This is a genomic window from Candidatus Epulonipiscium viviparus (assembly GCF_000171335.1).
GTDB classification, from domain to species: domain Bacteria; phylum Bacillota; class Clostridia; order Lachnospirales; family Cellulosilyticaceae; genus Epulonipiscioides; species Epulonipiscioides viviparus.
In genome coordinates this window covers 1-20,692 of sequence record NZ_ABEQ01000001.3, presented here as the reverse complement: position 1 = coordinate 20,692, position 20,692 = coordinate 1, and the positions used below count along the sequence as shown (strand labels likewise).

Genomic DNA, 20,692 nt, shown 5'->3' with positions numbered 1-20,692 from the left:
AAAAGCAGACCAACTCTATGCGAATTAGTCTGCTGTGAATTATTTCCATACAATTAGATTCTAAATATCTGTTTAAACAGCTTAGCCTGAATACAAAATAGACCAACTCTATATAATGAGAGCGAGCAGTCTTAGGAAATAAATGCCATATATAAAAAGCAGACCAACTCTATGCGAATTAGTCTGCTCTGATTTATTTGTATTAATTAAATTCTAAATATCTTTTTGAACATCTTAGCAAAAACATTTGTCTTCGTGTTCATTACGATTTCAGCTGGCTCTTCGAATACTAGTTCTTCAAATTCTAGTTCTTCAAAGATTTCTTCAGCTACCGGCTCTTCAAAGACTTCTTCAGCTACCGGCTCTTCAAAGACTTCTTCAGCTACCGGCTCTTCAAAGACTTCTTCAGCTACCGGCTCTTCAAAGACTTCTTCAGCTACCGGCTCTTCAAAGACTTCTTCTGCTACCGGCTCTTCAAAGACTTCTTCAGCTACCGGCTCTTCAAAGACTTCTTCAGCCACCGGTTCTTCAAAGACTTCTTCAGCTACCGGCTCTTCAAAAAATTCTTCTGCCACAAATTCCTCTATTGCATACTCCTCGATCGGTGCTGATTCTAGTACCGCCTCCTCAGCTGCATACTCCTCGATCGGTGCTGATTCTAGTACAGCCTCCTCAGCTGCATACTCCTCGATCGGTGCTGATTCCAGTACAGCCTCCTCAGCTGCATACTCCTCGATCGCTACCGATTCTAGTACAGCCTCCTCAACTGCATACTCCTCGATCGCTACCGATTCTAGTACAGCCTCCTCAGCTGCATATTCCTCGATCGGTGCTGATTCTAGTACAGCCTCCTCAGCTGCATACTCCTCGATCGGTGCTGATTCTAGTACAGCCTCCTCAGCTGCATACTCCTCGATCGGTGCTGATTCTAGTACAGCCTCCTCAGCTGCATATTCCTCGATCGGTGCTGATTCTAGCACAAATCCATAAGTCGTCTCTTCTACCACTTCTAATGACATCGCCGGATTTTCTAGGCTCTCTTCTCCTAAATGTGGTTCAAATAATGCCTCTTCCTCGAATAACATTTCTTCTTCGAATAATACTTCTTCCTCGAATAGTGCCTCTTCTAGTTCTAACTCCTCGGCAAAATTTTCCTCAAATTCATTAATCTCTGGCATCTCTGGAGTTGTCATCTCTGGAATTTCTAATGATGGTAACATCACTTCTGGAATTTCGATTTCTGGCGCCTCAAATGCGTCGTCGTTCTCAAATTCAGATTCAAATAGCGGAATTTCTTCATACAATGGTTCATCAAATTTGTCTTGTACCAACTCGTTAATATAGATCACTTTTCCATCGACATTTATTGTGCCATACGTAGCCGGATTTCTATAGCTCACTGATGTATATAGTGGTGCATCGTAATCACCCTCTGTAGCATTTGGATCTGGCTCTACATCTATATTATATAGAGCTACACGTGCCTCAAAATATGGATTGAATATAATTGACTCCGAAACCTGATATGTGCCCCTTTTGTCTGGCATTTTTTTCCACTTAATCTCTTCTGCATTACTGTATTCGACTTGGATTTCATACTCGTCTTCAAGATATTCATCCAAAGACGTACTCAAGAAGTGTACCATACTACCTGATTTTTTCGTCTCCAATGGTGCAAGCTCCATATTATTGAGAGTAAACGCAATAGCATTAGTGTCGATTACTTTATTGTCTGCATCTACGAGAGCAAATTTTAACCCGTCCTCAACTTCGGCTAATGCTTTGCGCGCTTCATCGGTATTAGCGACGTTAAATGTGCTCATTACATCAAATGTTGTAAAGCTTATGAAATCTCCATCTACATCTTCAATAAGATTAAAAACATCCTTGCCGTCGGCAGTTACTGTACTACCTACGGTAAATGCATTCTTAGAAACTAATATCTTATGATTAATCGGTACTTTATTTAATGTTACATCTACCCAATGATTCGTTCCATCTGAAAATCCAAAGCTTTCAATTTCGGCCGGCATTGGGAAATCGGATTCTTCCATTGTGTATTCCATTGTTTTTCCAAGTTCTACAGAGCCATCTGCAACAGAGGCAACAAGAATTCTGTCTCCTGCTGATAACTCGTTAGTTGAGCCAAATTGCTCTGTATATGCTTTCTGCAAGGTCGCTATAGAAATGCTTCCTTTAGCCGGATCCAAATCCCCATCGGTTTTAGGATCAATTTTGCGATCCTCTCTCACTGCCACGGCAGCGTCTTGTGCGCCAGCTTTAGCAAATGCGTAATAGTGGAACTCGGCTCTATCATCTGGATACAAAATAATTAAGTTATCGCCCTCCACTCCAACAAATCTCGGAGCTTTTAATTGCCCAATATCCGATTGTGTATACGCATGAGTTGCAGTTAGCTCGTGACCATCTTTGTAGTTCTCATTTTTAACCAAAATTTGGATTCGTCCAGGGTTTTCATCTTTAGTATCTAATGGATATCCTGCTGCAGATGTGTATTTATACACTATGTCGCGTTTGAGAGAACCTTCGAGTGCCGTGCCACCACCATCATTGATGTTCGTTCCACTTGCCTCTACCGCATCTTCTATATCATCAACCTCTAACTTATCGTCACGAATGGCAATATATACTTCTGTTCCGTCTGATGCGTATTGATTATACTCCTTAATTGAAACAGTATTTCCTTCTATTTGAATCGTTGGCGTCGGCTTAAATATTACATCGTTTGGTGTAATGATATCCGTCACTATAATTGGCATAAACCCGTCTTGCGATGCGGATATAAAGACCTCCAAGTTTTTGTTGGTATTAAAATCTGGTAGCCTCTTAAACGCGATAGGGGTGTTATATATTCGCTCGCTGCCTCTAATTATCAACTCATTATTATCTATTGTCACCGGATGGTGTGCTGTTCCTAGTAGATTTTTCTTGGATGCGTCTTCGTCATATATTGTATATTTTACATTTGCATTTTTGTTGTTCTTGTCGATAACAATGGTACCTTTTTCTCTACGCATTGTCGGCGCTTGCAGTCTTTCGTAAACCAAAACAGATTCATGAGTTACGTCTCCAATAACTGCTGTTGCTATAATATGCAATTTTCCACCTGCTGGCAATATGTCATTATTTGGTGTTAAATAAAAATATGACGTAGGCTTATCTTTCAGCTCTGCTATATCCCCCGCTTTAATTACGTTTCCGTTTGCATCTGTGGTTTTATACGTTAACTCCAATACATCATCAGGATCTTCTCCCAAGTTATCGATGAAATCTTTTATTGCATAGGAATCGATATTCATCATGAAATGATCTTTACTAACGCTAGATACATACGTAAAGGTTACGCTCGGTGTTGGGAACTCTTCTACTTTATCCGAATATCCATAAACAGTCTTATAGTAAGTCGAGCTTCCTTCCGCTGTTGCCACGTCAACCCTTATACTTTCTCCTGCTGGAATATCTACTGATGGTATGTCGGCTGTATAATTATAAGTTAATCCTTTGTTGCTCATAATCGGTTCTAGCGGTGTATATGGGTCTGGTTTAGCGCCGTCCACAAGATATGTCATAGTTATTTCGTTTGGATTAACAAAATCTCGCAACATAACACTAAGCGTATGGCCTCTAAAAACTGCTCTTGCGGCCGAGCTGGTCGGTTCGAACTCGATTGCGTCTATGGTAATTGTATCATCGTTGATTAAATCATCCTTTGGTTGAATAAATGGTGTTGCAGAATTCTTTGGAGCAACTCGCAGCGCGGCTGTAGAAATATCAGGTATCGTAGCTATTGCTTTAATGTAAGTTGTTACCATATCCAGATCCATAACTGCACTTTGCGAATCACCAATAAATTTCCATTCTGGTGTTTCAACATTTGGATTATCGATATATTGAACTTCTGCTATCGGCGATTCTGGTGAACTTCCTAATTCTTCAGAAGGGATCTTCACAGTCATAGTTGATGCGCTAAAGGTAACATCCAGCGTTGGCGCTTCGACGGCTGTTGGCGAGCTTAGCGTGACAGGAACTGTATAACTTATATTTTCGTTTTCAGTTCCCACTAATCTAATCGTTACTTTGTCGCCTGTCGTAACTTCTGGTGCCTTATGCGTATCATCAAGCGTTTTGTATTTAGGATCAGGATCAGACCCAGTATTTACCGAGAATTCAGTCGATTCAATCGCATCTCCATACGCTGTGAACGTGCCGTCGGCAGCAGTGATTCCCACCTCCGCTTGCCATTTTACGTTTAGATCGGCAGCTTCATTAATGCTTGCAATAAAGTTATCTCCAGTAAATAGTAAATTAAGAGGTGTTGGAGGTATCGCGAATGATGTTTGAGCTGTTTTCCCAGTTAAAGTTTGGTGCTCTACTTTCAACGTAACAGTTCCTCCATTATTTTCAAATGCCTTAACGAAGTTTTCGCGTGGTACATTAGCTACTGCAGACTCGCCCTCTTGTGTCCAGTCTAATATTGTATTAGCATCTCCTTGAAGATTAGTATCAGTCGCATCTTCAAATGTGACGTCAAGGTTAATAATATCGTCATGCTCATTTACAACAGCTCCCGGAACTTCAATGCGTACAAAATCTTCGCCCTTTTCACTCTCTCCAACAATCGGTTTGGCCATTTCTATCTTCGGTATGCCTATTGGCGAATCTGCGCTATTTAGTAATAACCAATCCTCAGCATGAGATACTGTTACTTGAATTTCATTATCGGCTTGTGTTATCTTTAATTTCTTAAGATCATTTTCTGTAATGGTAGCTTTGATTTTTCTATCTACACCTTGTTCAAACTTCAATGTTCCAAATTCTACCAATCCTTCTGAGTCTGGAATAGTTCCCGTAGATCTCGCCGGGCTAATCGCAGTATAAACTCCAACATACTCATCCGCAGCAGTTGCGCCAGAGTTTTCGATAGTCACCACAATACCTTTTCCATCAGTTGTTTGAGCCAAATTTAAACCAATTGTCTGTATAGTCGCTAAAGAGTCAACTTCATTATTTATGACATACCATTTATCAGTACTAGCAACTTCCACATAAACTTTTTCGCCATCTGCAAATCCGTCTGATTTTGTTGCTCCGTCTGCCGCCGCTACTACATCTATCACTTGATCAAAGTCTATGACTACATCCACCGCTGGAGTTATTGGATCTACAACTGGAGTTTCGGCACTATATTTTACTGTTAAATTTTCACTAGCCCAGTCTGTATTGTCATCCAATTTGAACTCGCCATCGATATCGTTTAATGTAACCTTCATTTTGCTATTATACATTAGCGGAGCCGTTTCGGCCTCTGCAAGGTTTTGCTCTTTTGTGCCCACAATGGTTGGAGCCGGTGCCAACTGCAGTTTTTGTCGCACTTCGGTTGGGGTTAACTGGTCATTCGTATGGCTAACGGTCACCACTATCTCATTAGTGTAATCTTGCACGTCAAATTCAAGCGCATTTACTGGAATTTGCAAATAGGCTACTGTTTTATCAGATGCACCGCCTTCTAATTTTAACTCCGTGATAGTTGTAGTCGACTCTCCGTCTGTCACTAATTCTATATATTTACCCTCAATCCAGCTATCTATGTCATCTACTTTATTGGTCGCGTTAGCATTTACCGGCGTCCCGTCAACTACTTTGTATAATCTAACAGTTAAATTTTTATTCATCTTAGTAGTAGTTTCGTCATACGAACCTGGAATTTCAATTAACATGTGGTCAGCTGGTGTAGAAGTAGTCGGTCGGAACTCAGTTGGTATATTAGAGCCAGTGTAGTTTGTTACAAATTTAGGTTGCGGCACCAATTTGGCCTCCCCGTCAAGGTTAATCTTGCCTGTTATTTGCTCTTTTATAAACCAGTCTGCGGTATTTTCAAGTTTTAGTTTAAATGCTTTTTCAGCGTTTAATGCTGCTAACAATATCGAATTTGGTATTATAGCTGTAATGTGATCTTCATCTTGTCTCCAGTATAGGTCTGTAAGATTAGCTGGAAATGCAGTTCCAGCCGCATTTGTTACCGATAGCTCATATCCATGGCCAAGTTTTGATTGGTCATTTAAATATTCTTCTGGAGAAGTTTCAAGGTTGACACGAAGCCCCGCCGCTTCCCAAGTTGGAGGAAATTCTATAGTGGCTACATCTTTAATAGTTCTAGATATTGATTCAGAGTTGATATTATACCACTGTTTCGAATTGGAAATTATTGCCTCAACACTGCCAACAGTGGCACCTTTCCACTTATCGTTATCTGCAAAGCTATCAAATGTCGAGCTAAATCCAGTAATCGTGCTAGTAATTTTCTCAGTTGCTATTACCTCACCCTTGTCATCTTTCAATGTAAGAGTTGCTGTTAAATCTGCGGTCTCATATTCAGCAGGCTCAGTATCGGCTTTTGTTAGCGTTACAATGCCATTAGCTGGATCCGTTGAACCTGGAGCAATCGCCAATGCCGGTTTTTCAATTTGAGTTACCTTCTCAGATTCTATTGATTTTGCTGGTAGCTTACGCCAATCCGCGGCCTTCGCTTCGACAGTCAGTATATCTCCTACTTTTAATCCAAGTTTAGCGATCTCAATATATGATGCGGTTGCGGCTGCGGTTGGGTCTAGTTGGGCAGCAGTTTTCTCAACGCCATTTATATACGCAATAACTTCAGCGGTGGCATCAGGGCCTGCGAGCGTTACTTCAATTGCATTTTTCTTAGTGATATCAGCTGCACTTGTATCAAAGTTATATCCAACTACTTCATTCTTAATCACTGGTACATTCATTTTGGCTAGGGGAGTACCATCAGCTACCACAGATACCAAAGATTTTGCAGAACTTTCACCATCCGGAATATAAATCGATGGAATATGAGTCACTCTCGCTATAACTTTTTTACCGAGATCATCATCTGTAAGGTTCAATATTCCAACCGGCAATTCTAACTTGGCTGTTCTCTTAGCTTTCGCGATCTCAGCAGCATCAGTTGCTCCTTCAGCGGCTGCATCTTGTTTCAAATAGGCTGCTAAATCTGCATGAGCCACCCTTGCTGCTGCTGTTTTGATTGCATCTTCAGCGGTTTCTACAAATAAATCGATTTGGAAATCGTTATCGAATGCATCGCCCTTCCAAGCACCTTCAAAATCGATTACTACAAAATCCGCATCAGCTTCAGTATCAGCCTTTGCGAACGTTGCTTTAGGCACAAATGCATTTAGATCCTCTAAAGCTATCTGTATACTCTTATCTTTTTCAACCCAAGAATCAGTATTTCGTAGAGTAACAGCAACCATATAATGCCCCATGACTATTCCTAATTCTCTCAGTTCCTCGTTAGTAATAGTTGTCATTGCTTTGCCCGGGGTAGTACTAATATCCCAGTCGCCCTTTGCAATTTGTGTTTTAGACGATACAGTCTCAGAATTAGCTGATGAAAAATGTAGTTCATATTGCTTATTCAATTCATCTTTTCCAGATGCAACATATTGATCACCTGCATTATTGACGGTTACTTCAATTCCAGTGTCACCAGCTTTGGCACCTACATTTTCTAATGAAGTCTCTTTGATCGCACCCGTAAACGTGGACTCATTATCGATAATATACCATTTGGTACTAGAAGTCGTAACAACCACATCTCCCGATTTAGTCGCAGACCAATTCTCTATCAAATCAGCTTTGGTGTGATATACTTGATCAGCATTGGCTACAAATCCATTCATTGTAATTGTTTCGGTAATGAGATCTGCCTTATCTGAATCTTTAGCATTGGCGATTGCAATAGTCGTGGTTATGCTAGAATAATCCGCTGTAGGATTTGTACCATCTGGTGTAAACGTTACTTTCAGCGTTCCGTCATCTGCGATGTTCAAATTTCCTTCGACATGATCCCCAGGTGCTGGTGAATCTGCAGATAGATCATCCATCTTAAATGCTGGAGCCGCCACAACTGCCTTACTTACTCCGCTAGGGATTGTATTCCAAGTATTTCCATATACCGCTATATGCAAAATATCTCCCGGATTCAAAGTATCTCCTAGAGTTGCCGTATTTATATAGCCTCTATTTGTATTTGGATCTATTGCAAACTCTGTTGCATCAACATTATTAATTGTATACGCTACTTTACGAACTGTATCGTCCCATCCGCCATTTAGCGTCACTTCTATATGCGGAGCAACTTTAGTTTCACCAGAGGAAGCTTCGTATTCTCTATCAACTTTGTCCTCTGTGATCGTAACAGTTTTAGCTGAAGTTAATTTTTGCGAACATTTTTGCGCTTTAAAATTCGGGTTTGAATGCGAAACGCTAAAGGTAACATCAGCTCCCTCTTCGCCGTTTACCATTTCTAATGTGGCAATAGGAATTTTTACGATCGCTGTTGTAGTTCCAGTTTTTTGCTGAACTTCGAGATGAGTCATATCAGGACCAACTTCGCCATTTGCGATTACAACCAACCCATCCGCTGAATTAATCTTCTTCGCGTCATCTGCTGTGTCAACAGGTGCTCCATTTTTAGTCTTATACAAAGTTAATGAGAGATTTTCATTTGCTGTGCTATCAGCCGTATAGAAACTTGGAATTTCTACAAAAACATAATCTGCAAATTCAGTTTCCTCGACAGTATCATCCCAAAGAATTTTAGGGAGATCAGTAAAATCGGTGATTAATTTTGGTATCGGTACATATGCAGTAAGTTCCTCTAGTTTGGCTGTAGTTTTGCTAGCTTTCTCTAACCAATTTTTGTAATTACCTAATGTAAACTCAATTTTATTATTATATGCTTCTCTTTCTATAAAATCATTTGCATCTTGCGCTATTTCTTTATCTAGCATGGAGTTAGTCCACGTACTAGCACCCTTATATGTAGCTGCAGCCACATCTTCTTCAGTAACAATATAATCTTGTGTAATTTCATACGCTCCGTTGGTATCTGTTGCAGTAATTGTGATCGTTACTTCAGTGCCCGCTTTTAATAGTTGATCGTTTTTGCATTCGACTGCCCCAGTCATGGCTTCCTCCCCAGCGTTTCTAAATGGCCATTGGAAAAAGCTCTCCGTACTTGATTTGGCATCTGCAAGAATTTCTTTAACGTAAGTTTCTGAAGTTTTTTTATTAACAATCGTCAATGTTGCATCATTCATATCAAGTGCTCTATTATAATTAATTTGCATTACGTGATATGATTGCTCATCAGATTTTACCGAAGTAATAGCTGGGTAATCGAAGTTTAGCGGATTGGTAATATGCTCTTCTATCTTTTGTAGGTCAGAGCTTAAAATAGTAATAGTAGCCGTGTTGTTGGCACCCATCGTCCAGCGCGCATCGATAGCATTGGCGTTTGTATCAGGCACCTCTCTAAACTTAGCATCTTCAGCGCTTATAAATGCCGCTTTTATTGGCTCATTAATCGCAGCTATGGAGAATTCATACCCATCCAGAAGTTTACCGGTGCTAGGATCGATATATTCATCCGCATCTTCGGTGAGCGTCACGGTTATGGCCGTATTTGAAACATTTGACTCCGCAGTCAGAGGAGCAATGTGAGTAATTTCGAGAGTATTGGATTCTTCAGAAGGCACCACGTTCCATTCGTCGCTAGATACGGTGGCCACAATTTCTCCCACTATTGCCTGTTCCCATTTAATACTATCATTGGCAAGTCTATACGAATCAGTACTCTTATCGCCATCAGCATCCTTTAACTTAAACATCGCAGCGGCTTGTTCGGCAGGATTTAACAATTTCACTGTCGCGTTTAAGTGTTCTATAGAAGTATCGTCTTCGAACGCAACTTCTATCTCGCCTTTTGCAGGAGCCGTCGCCTTTATGCCTTCCGTTATTTTGATTATAGGAGGCACCACTTGCTTAATTTCTTTCACATGTGCAGTTAACTTCGGAGTCTGTAAGCTAGATACATTGTCTACATAGGCAGCGACTACTTTGCCCAGATGTGTAGTATTCAAAAATTTCTTCAACTCAACGATTGCTGGATTGGCAGTATTGGTTAAGTCGATCTCCACCACGGCGGTTGTAGGCGCCGCTTGAGTTGCTGTTACTTTCACGCCACCCGCTTTGTGATTAAGAGGAATATATTTAGTGTTGGCTATGGCCCCATCTTTCATAGTATGGATAGCGAAGCCCAATTGAAGCTGGCTATTTAAGGTGCCATTATAATATCCAGGAACTTTGTCAGTTGATGCAACAGTAAACTTAATTTTTGTTGCAGCCGGGCTTGTGTTATCCCAATTTATTTTGTTTTTAGTTTCTTCAACAGCGGCTTCATATACTGCATAAGTATTGTGAATTAACCCATCTGTTTTGTGTCTAATTTCTAATCCTATTTTATCTCCATTGGCCAACGGATTTAATTTTGCAAATGTTTTTGTTAAGTCTACCGTAACTGTGCCGTTGGAATCAAAACGGCCCCATGAATCATGTGGATCTTCATCAGCAATCTGTACCGGACTCTCAACATAATCTTTGGTACCGTCTTTTCTGAGAATATATGCATAGGCGTCGTATTGTGTAATATTTGTCTTGCCGCTTTTCTCAATAAAAAATTCTACACTATTATTAGTTGTTTTAGCATGTTCAACGCTGAGTGCGGCGGTAGGCTCAACTATTTTGTCACTATTTGGTAAAACATTCCAAATTTTTTGACTAGTGGTTATAGTCATAACGTCACCCTTAGCAAGAGGTCGCAACGCATCTTGATAATTGCTTTGTATTGCAGTGCCAGAAGTAACAACAGCCAACTGAATATTATCAATGTTATCATCTGAACCTAAATAATCGACACTGTACGTTACATTTACAGGCGTATCTCCCACAGGCTTAGCTAACGATAAAGATAAAGTTTTGGGCTGTTTATCATATTTAACTGCAGAACTACTAATTGCAGGAGCTTTTATCATAGTAATAGGGTCCGATGTTTTTTCTGGAATAGTCGGATCATACATGTCGATTACTGTTACCTCGACTTTATCCCCAACGGCAAAATCCCACTCGCTAAGATCTGCTATTTGAGTTAATAAATTACCCTCGGCTATTTTTATATATTCTGCCGTATTTTTAATAGCGCCACTAGCTTTGTCTGTGTGCGTTACATTAATTTTGTACTCATTGTCCTCAACAATATTGCCTACCTCTATATTGACAGCAGAAGTTTTAGTGCCATTAATATCTATCGTGTAATTAGCGGCGGCTTTCGGAGTTTTTATTGTAACTTTTTCGTTTCCTGTATTTTCCAAAATAAAAAAGCTAGATTCCGACACAGAAACTTCTATAGCGTTATCGTAATTGCCATATACAAGGCTGGCAATTTCATCTTGACTGATCGTCACTTGCAGATCTTTTGCACCTGCCGTGTCACCATCAATTTCTGTTGCATTATCAAATTTGCTATTAAGATTTAAGACCGGAACAAATCTTGAGCGAGATGCTCTTGCTTCTGTTGCATCATAAGTAGCTCGTAACTCAACCTTCAAAAATTTTTTATGTGTCTTCCATTCATCTTTCGTAATATTTTTTAATGTAAGAGTGGCGGTGCCGTCCTTATTATCCGTTAATACAGGTTTGGGGGCAGTGATAAAATCCTTAGTTACTTCGATGGTATCTTTAGTTACGAGTAGTACGTTTGGATTAGAGGTCTTAAATGCTTCTTTTATGGCAGAAAAATCTACATCTATTTTCAATTCTTGATCGTCAGTCGCAGTAACTCCAGATAACTCCATTACCCCAAAGGCAGTATTTAACTCTTTTGGAGATGGTCCTAGCGTTATATCTTCTGTTGTCGCAGAACCAGCAGCACCTATAACATATTTTGCCACCAGGGCATTTGTTTCATCTGTAAGCACTTTACCATTTGCTGCACCACCGGGGATGCTAACAAACGCCTTCTCCTCCTCGAAATCGAATTCCACTACAAGATTAACGATTCTCACGGGTTTCAATTGGTCTGTCTCAGCTATTATACCCATTACAGTATCTTCTATAGTAGAAGCAAGATCATCTATCACAATATCTTCTGCAGTATAAACAGTCTCTCCTGTCGCGTAGGTTGGCTCTCCCATTGTATAGGTAATATCCTCGATAGCTTCAGTAGCATGAGTCTCATTGACATAATCAGTCGCTTCTGAAGGAGATGCCGCATCTTTTTCACGAAATACAAGAGTCTTCTCGCCAGCAAAAGCTTTTAATTTGCTATAAAGTATTTTGGCCATTTTAGAATTAGTCGTTATCTTATTAAACGCAACAACATCTCCAACTTTGGCATCAGCTGGAGCAATAGCATATTCGTATTCTTTTCCCTTTGCAACAGCGAAGGTTATGTTTCCATTGTTGGAATCTACAGTAAAGATCATATCCTTCTTAGATACGGGATAGCTATGCGTAGTTAAAGTCGGGCCGCCTGCTTCTAAGCTCATTTTCAATTGAATTTCTATAGCATATGGAGCTAGCGTAGTATTCTCATCTTGTTTTGATTCGGTATTTCCATCTGCAGCACCTATGGTTACCGTTACGCCAATCTCTTTGCCTAGCAACACATCATGTCCTGCAGCTATCAGTTTTTCTATAATGGTGCTCGGATTAGTGACAGGTAGTGAATCAACTTTTGCACCAACTTTACCTAACAAGTCAGTTGCGAGAGCCTTTTCGAGTTTACCTATATCGGTGGTCTCGGTGGTAGCTGGATCCGGTTCAACCTCCCCATCAGTCACTCCGGCTTTATCTATTAAAGTCGCCTTTGAAAAATCTGAAGCAACAATAATAGACGCTACCAACTTATCTAACTCAGCCTGTACCGCATCTAGGGCATTCTGACTTTTTCTCAGTGTCATCAAATCGATTCCATATTGTTGTGCAATAACTTCGGTCGCTTCAGTCGATAGCAAACTTACATTATCTGCGTTTCTAATTATAATATTATAAGTATGCATTTGAACGCCAGCATAAGTGGATACTCCAGGAATGGATAGTCCAACGGATAAAGCCAAACCAGCAGCCGTACTTCTTTTTATCTTTTTATTCATATTCTGATTTTCCTTTCTATGTTTCAAATCTATAGATGCGTCTCAAAAATCAAATGCGTCATTAAATTGTATGCTACAAAATTTAAGTATGTGTTATTTTGTTGCAGCTTTTTTATAATGCGTGACAAAAGTATACTATATCGCTGCACAAAAAGCAATATCAGTGCAAATTATGTAATAAAAAAGTAGTGTGAAGTTAACTGAAGAGAAATATAGTTAATTATTGTAGGAACTTGTCTAAATTTTAGATTGTATAAAAGGCATGGGCAATCAATCTCTAAATACATACGGAATCTAACTTTACGGCAATCATGAATAGGACGTAGATCTCGAACGATCTTGTCCGATGGATACAAAAGATAAAAAGCAATCGGCTGTTATTTTTTACCCCAAGTTCTATCCCCTACCAAAAAATTCTGCTTTACTATCTATCGCAAAGATATTTTTAGTATACAAAATTTAGAAATTTTATGACATTTTTAAGCAAAAGGTCTTTACAGTGATGTATACAATGTTTATAATGTACGTATGCAATATAAATATATACCCTAATTGTTGTATACAGGGCTTTTAAACGGAGGGAAATATGAATAAAGTTAGAATTGGAATTATTGGAATTGGTGGAATGGGTACTGGGCACTGTAAGCGCATCGTCGACGGCGTTGTAGCCAATATGGAGCTCACGGCAGTCGCGGATATCAGACCAGAGAGACTAGAATTTGCTAAGAAAAACTTCTCAGGAGTGGCAACTTTCGATGATGGAATAAAACTTTTGGATAGCGGGCTTGTAGATGCCGTCATTATCGCAACACCTCATTATGGACACCCTATTTACGCACAGGAAGCATTTAAGCGAGGCATTCATGTTATGTGCGAAAAACCAGCAGGAGTATATACAAAAGAGGTCCGCAAAATGAATGAAGCGGCACAGGAGTCGGGCGTTGTGTTTGGCATGATGTTTAATCAACGCACCAACCATATATATAGAAAGATGAAAGAGATTGTTGATAGCGGAGAGCTCGGCGCAATAAAGCGCGTTAACTGGATTATCACCACTTGGTATCGAACTCAAAATTACTACAACTCTGGAGATTGGAGAGCCACATGGAGCGGAGAAGGCGGTGGCGTATTACTAAACCAGTGTCCACACAACCTAGACTTACTTCAATGGATTTGTGGGATGCCGTCTAAGGTCACTGCGTTTTGCCATGAGGGCAAGTGGCACGATATCGAAGTAGAAGACGACGTTACTGCCTATCTGGAGTTTCCGAACGGAGCAACCGGCGTGTTTGTCACCACCACAGCAGATCTTCCGGGAACAAATCGCTTTGAAATTACGCTAGAAAAAGGAAAAATCATTTGCGAAATTGATCACACTGAGCCAGGAAAACAATCTGGAATTAGTGTATATAAGCTAGACGTAAATGAAAGAGACTACTGCTACCAATCAAAGGAAACGTTTAAGCAACCGAATGGCGAATGGCTAAAAGTGGAAACTGATGGTAAAAATCCACAGCATAACGGGGTCTGTCGCGCATTCGCTGATAAGATTTTGCATGGCACTCCTATGGTTGCAGAAGGACAGGAAGGAATCAACGGGCTAATGCTATCAAACGCGATGCACTTATCCAGTTGGCTAGGCAAAACCGTATCATTGCCTATTGACGAAGATCTATTTTTGGCCGAGCTCAACAAGAAAATTGAAAACTCCACATTCACAAAAAAGTCAACAGGAGTAACACTAGATTTGGAGGGCAGCTACTAAAATGAACGAAAACGACGGAATGAACTATATACCAAAAGATAAACCGAAACCAGTAGTGGCACCAGGAGAATTTGTCTTTGCAGCCATCGCGCTAAACCATGGGCATATTTACGGAATGTGTAATAGCCTAGTAAACGCGGGTGCAACATTAAAATCGGTCTACGATCCAGATCCAAAAAAAATCGAAACATTTCTCAAGCAATTTCCAAACACCCATGTCGCTGCAAGTGAGCAAGAAATTTTAAGCGATCCTGAAGTAAAGCTTGTCGCTGCAGCAGCTATCACCAACCTACGATGTCCACTAGGTCTACGCGTCATGGATGCAGGAAAAGACTACTTTACAGATAAGGCTCCGTTTACAACACTTGAACAGTTAGAAAGTGCGAAAGCTAAAGTTCGAGAAACAGGCAAAAAGTATATGGTATGCTATAGCGAGCGTCTGCAAGTTGARGGAGCCATTTTCGCTGGCAATCTAATAAAGCAAGGAGCGATCGGCCGAGTGTTGCAAGTAATCGGGCTTGGGCCACACCGATTAAGTAAAGATAGCAGACCGGACTGGTTTTTTAACCACGAAGAATACGGCGGAATACTGTGCGATATCGGAAGTCACCAAATAGAGCAATACCTATTCTTTGCCGGAGAAGAAGACGCAACCGTAGTCAATAGTAAAGTAGCCAACTACGAAAATGCCGACAAACCGGAGCTAGAAGATTTCGGTGACTGCACATTAATAGGAAAGAACGGCAGTACAAACTATTTCAGAGTAGACTGGTTTACACCGAGCGGATTGCGAACCTGGGGCGATGGGCGAACAATAATTCTGGGTACMGAGGGATATATCGAGATCAGAAAATACGTCGATGTTGCAACAGATAAAAARGGCGGAAACCACGTATATCTAGTCAATAAAGATGGAGAGAAATATTTTAACGTATCAGGCAAAATCGGATATCCATTTTTTGGAGAATTTATATTAGACTGCATTAACCGAACCGAAAATGCGATGACTCAAGCTCATGCATTCAAGGCCGCGGAGCTGTGCCTAATAGCGCAAAAGCAGGCGGTACGAATTCAATAATCGCTAGAACCACATCCGCAATATGAAAAGGAGTGTCAATTATGTTACCTGTGGATTTAGATGCGTTTTGGGCAAAGGATGAGGAAGCTCACAAGGACAATTGCTTTAACCCGGCTGCGCAACAAGTGGCGTTGGGGATCCGAATGAGTGGCGAGTGCGTCTTTGCTGAACTTAACGAAGAGGGAGAACAATGGGGACATACGCCTCGAGAACGACGCATGGAATTAAATAAACGCTACAATGATATTTCAGAAAAAATTGTTGGCAAGCGTTTACTTCAAGAATATTTTCCCACTAAAGAGGAGAKCTTTCCGGGTATTAAACAAATTGGAGAGGTTTTTGGCGGACGATATGTATATGAAGCGGGAACCACTTGGCTTCATGGTAGCTGCCAAACTCCCRCCGAGCTAGAAGCGGTTCTCGATACTGTGGATAAGATGAATTTTCCAGAATTTGTATTACCCAAAAATTGGGAATCAGAAAAAAGGAGGCTCTTTGAAGCCTATGGCAAAAAGCCTGGGGGCTTCCACAGTGTACGCGGCCCTGTTACACTTGCAACATCGATATATGGCGTAGAAAATCTTATGTTTTTATATTATGACGAGCCCGATTTGTATAAAAGATTTAGCGATACTATTCTCAAAGTAATTATGAATTATATTGATCTGATGGATGCGGAGTCTGGAATTGTTGCGACTGGATTTGGCTTTTACGACGACAACTGCTATTTGATGACACCGGAGATGTACGARGAGTTTGGCTATCCGATATTGAAGGCCGTGTTTGAGAAGCGTTCGCCCGGGCCAAATCAAAAACGCTATCAACATTCCGATTCGGCGATGGGGCACCTGCTCCCGCTGCTGGGCAAACTAAATCTAACCGGCACCAATTTTGGGCCTACGCTTACTGTGGATGAAATTCGCAARCACCTGCCTAATGCAAGAATCGATGGACAACTGGCRCCATTCACATTTATGAACAACGATCAAGATGCCATTATAGCGGAAGTAAAACGTGACTGCGAACAAGCAATTAATGGAGGTTATCGCGGGCTAAACATCGCGACAGCGGGGTCCATTAACAATGGCAGTTCTATCGAGAGCATGCGCGCCGTGATGTATGCAATTGAGCAGTACGGGCAATATCGATAATTRTAATCGCTGCGGCCATTTCGGTTGTTGCAATTACAAAGTTAGAAAATGATTTAACAGCAATTGGCTGTATCGATAATTATAATCGCTGCAGCCATTTCGGTTGTTGCAATTACAAAGTTAGAAATGGAGGTATTTATGTTTTTTCATGAAATGATTGGTGATTTAGATATTTATTTACAGGATTTAGAGTCGCGTATTGATGCAATAGAAGAAGAGCGCATTTACAACGATTGGCTCAATTTTGCAAATGGCTCTGTTCCGGATGGCTTGTTCACGATCGAACCAAGAGTGCCGAAACCATCTGCAATTAAGTGGCCAAAAGTGAATATCAATGATGCGTTAAAAGATGAAACTCTTATGCTATATTCTGTTTACAAAGGCTGTTCCGATTCTTTGGCGAGAGGGTTCGATAGATTAATGACTGTGCGCCCTAACTATGGTGTTGGAATTCTCCCAAATGCCATGGCCAATGTAGATTTTTTCGAAATGGCGTATGAGCAAAACACTCTTCCTAATGTTCGTCCATTAAAAAACGGCGTTGAAGATGTAGAGAAAATCGTTGCAGCACCGCTTCCTGATATCTATCAACATGTTGGCATTCATGTTTTTTCTATAGGCAAAAAGTTTATGGAAATTAAAGCGAAATACCCTAAAATTGGCAAATATATCCTATTTGATCATCCTGATACTCAAGGGCCGATGGATGTGGCCGACCTCCTTTGGGGAAGTGATATTTTTTTTGAGTTATATGAAAGCCCAGAGCTGGTTCATAAATTTTTGCAAAAGGTAACTGATTATTATATCAAATTTTTGGATGAGTGGTTTAGAATTGTTCCAAATAATACTGGGTATCACGTGGTCTATGGTCGATTAGTAAAAGGAAAAGTGTTGGTTAGAAACGACTCYGCAATTAATGTGTCACCAGACTTTTTCTTAGAGTTTATTAAGCCGTATGACGAGCAAATTTTGGAGCACTTTAACGGCGGCGCTATTCATTTTTGTGGCAGAGGCGAYCACTTTCTTCCAATTTTCAAAGAGTATAAATCGTTAAACGGTGTGGATATGTCGCAACCACATCTGAACAAYATGGAGCTTGCGTTTAGTGAAATAATCGATAAAAACTTAAAGCTTTTTACACGCAATAATAAAGGTGTGTTAGATTCTGTATTAACACCTGCGCATCAGTTAAAAAATCTTGCAATCTAAACAAACTTATATCTCAGTTTATATTTTGACCAAACTCCGCATACAATAATAATAAACTATTATTGGAGGTTGCATATGTTAAAAAAAATTGCTTCAGATGTATTGGGACTAAGTGATATTGGTAAAATTATCGAGCCACRAGATTTTGATAAAGTAGATGCTGACGATTATATCTTACATGAAGATCAAGAAAAAATTTACTTTATTATTAAGTCAAACAAAGATGAGTATTGCTTCACCAATCTTGCCTTTATCCATGTCGATGGCGAACGCGCTATAAGCAGTAGACGCCTTGTAAAAAGATATAATTTTTATGAGTCTTCTTTCTCAKCCATCACTATCGAAACAGCCGGAACTGTGGATCTAGATATAGAGCTCAAATTTACTCTCAATGATCATCCTTTCTCAATCGATATCGAAAAAAAGCACTTAGAACAGCTAAAGGATATTTATAAAGCTCTACTTGCTATTCGTCACATTCGTCATGCTGATCAAAGAAATTACGAAGCGGGGCTAAAGAGTCTCGAGCTGACAGCTGAAATTATGAGCGGAAAAACTTCTGACCCCATTTCACTTGTAACTGAAGTAGAGAAAATCAATGATTATATCTTTAGCTATCACAAAAAACTATACGCAACCTGCATCACCAAAGATTTTGGCAAGGTATTTGAAAAATATATCAACAACTAAGGCGCTCTGTAGCGTCTTTTTTTTATAGGAAGAGTTTACCTATCAAGWGCTCAACACCGCAAACTAATTATTGATATTTGACAAAACTTTTGATAATATAGTAATATAAGTTAATAAATTTTATATATTCAAACAAAAGGAGATTATAACATGAAAAAAAGTTTAGTAGTATCATTAACTCTAGCAACTTTGCTCTCCAATGCTACATACGCCGCGCCAGCCACCGCGGTAGCCACTAGAACTATCACCGCCAAGTTTGCAGCAGAAGAAGTTGCGGATCATGCGGGGACTCCAGTAACTTTACCTCTCACCGATGACGATTATGCTGGAACTCCAGTAACGTTGCCTCTCACCGATGACGATCATGCTGGAACTCCAGTAACGTTGCCTCTCACCGATGACGATCATGCTGGAACTCCAGTAACTTTGCCTCTCACTGATGCTGATCATGCCGGAACTCCAGTAACTCTGCCTCTCACCGATGCTGATCATGCTGGAACTCCAGTAACTCTGCCTCTCACCGATGTGGATCATGCTGGAACTCCAGTAACTCTGCCTCTCACTGATGACGATTATGCTGGAACACCAGTAACGTTGCCTCTCACCGACGCCGACCATGCGGGAACTCCAGTAACTCTGCCTCTCACTGATGACGATCATGCGGGGACTCCAGTAACTCTGCCTCTCACCGATGCGGATTATGCCGGAACACCAGTAACTCTGCCTCTCACCGATGACGATCATGCCGGAAAACCAGTAACTCTGCCTCTCACCGATGCTGATCATGCGGGGACTCCAGTAACTCTGCCTCTCACCGATGCTGATCATGCCGGAACACCAGTAACGTTGCCTCTCACCGATGACGATCATGCTGGAACTCCAGTAACGTTGCCTCTCACCGATGATGATCATGCCGGAACTCCAGTAACGTTGCCTCTCACCGATGACGATCATGCTGGAAAACCAGTAACGTTGCCTCTCACCGATGACGATCATGCCGGAACTCCAGTAACGTTGCCTCTCACCGATGACGATTATGCGGGAACTCCAGTAACTCTGCCTCTCACCGATGATGATCATGCGGGGACTCCAGTAACTCTGCCTCTCACTGATGCCGATCATGCTGGAACACCAGTAACTCTGCCTCTCACTGATGACGATCATGCCGGAACTCCAGTAACTCTGCCTCTCACCGATGCCGATCATGCGGGGACTCCAGTAACTTTACCTCTCACTGATGACGATCATGCCGGAACTCCAGTAACGTTGCCTCTCACTGATGCGGATCATGCGGGAACTCCAGTAACTCTGCCTCTCACCGATGCAGATCATGCGGGGACTCCAGTAACTCTGCCTCTCACCGATGATGATCATGCGGGAACTCCAGTAACTTTACCTCTCACCGATGCCGATCATGCGGGGACTCCAGTAACGTTGCCTCTCACCGATGCCGATCATGCTGGAAAACCAGTAACTCTGCCTCTCACCGACGCCGACCATACCGGAATTCCAGTAACTCTGCCTCTCACCGATGACGATCATGCTGGAAAACCAGTAACTCTGCCTCTCACCGACGCGGATCATGCGGGGACTCCAGTAACTTTACCTCTCACTGATGACGATCATGCAGGAACTCCAGTAACTTTACCTCTCACCGATGCTGATCATGCAGGAACTCCAGTAACGTTGCCTCTCACCGATGACGATCATGCTGGAACTCCAGTAACTCTGCCTCTCACTGATGCTGATCATGCGG

General features: G+C 41.1%; 7 protein-coding genes. 6 read left to right on the top strand and 1 reads right to left on the bottom strand.

What is annotated here, in order from left to right:
* Positions 1–206: 206 nt before the first annotated feature.
* On the bottom strand, positions 207–13,043 hold the full coding sequence (locus EPU_RS10915; protein WP_010165664.1) for a hypothetical protein: 12,837 nt from the start codon (positions 13,041–13,043) through the stop codon (positions 207–209).
* A 586-nt stretch (positions 13,044–13,629) separates the two neighbouring features.
* Between EPU_RS10915 and EPU_RS00030 the strand changes: the two genes are divergently transcribed.
* The 6 genes from EPU_RS00030 to EPU_RS00005 form a co-directional block, all read left to right on the top strand.
* Positions 13,630–14,808: a Gfo/Idh/MocA family protein gene (locus tag EPU_RS00030; RefSeq protein ID WP_010165663.1), complete on the top strand. Its 1,179-nt coding sequence runs from the start codon at positions 13,630–13,632 to the stop codon at positions 14,806–14,808.
* 1 nt (position 14,809) lies between these two features.
* Positions 14,810–15,886 carry a Gfo/Idh/MocA family protein gene (locus tag EPU_RS00025; RefSeq protein ID WP_029487671.1) on the top strand — a complete coding sequence of 359 codons (1,077 nt, stop codon included), beginning with the start codon at positions 14,810–14,812 and terminating at the stop codon, positions 15,884–15,886.
* 41 nt (positions 15,887–15,927) lie between these two features.
* Positions 15,928–17,037, top strand: coding sequence for a uroporphyrinogen decarboxylase family protein (locus tag EPU_RS00020; protein WP_029487670.1), 1,110 nt, complete (start codon positions 15,928–15,930; stop codon positions 17,035–17,037).
* A gap of 138 nt (positions 17,038–17,175) precedes the next feature.
* Complete coding sequence (locus EPU_RS00015) at positions 17,176–18,246, top strand: uroporphyrinogen decarboxylase/cobalamine-independent methonine synthase family protein (protein WP_029487668.1); 1,071 nt, start codon at positions 17,176–17,178, stop codon at positions 18,244–18,246.
* Between the two features lie 75 nt (positions 18,247–18,321).
* Positions 18,322–18,936 (top strand): PH domain-containing protein, encoded by a 615-nt coding sequence (locus EPU_RS00010; protein ID WP_010165659.1) that lies wholly within the window; start codon positions 18,322–18,324, stop codon positions 18,934–18,936.
* Positions 18,937–19,086: 150 nt separating this feature from the next.
* On the top strand, positions 19,087–20,692 hold a 1,606-nt coding region (locus tag EPU_RS00005), incomplete at its 3' end, for a hypothetical protein (protein ID WP_010165658.1).

What these genes read in the sequence shown, in the direction of transcription:
- EPU_RS10915 (WP_010165664.1), bottom strand. Translation starts at nt 13,043, where the DNA reads ATGAATAAAAAGATAAAAAGAAGTACGGCTGCTGGTTTGGCTTTATCC.
- EPU_RS00030 (WP_010165663.1), top strand. Translation starts at nt 13,630, where the DNA reads ATGAATAAAGTTAGAATTGGAATTATTGGAATTGGTGGAATGGGTACT.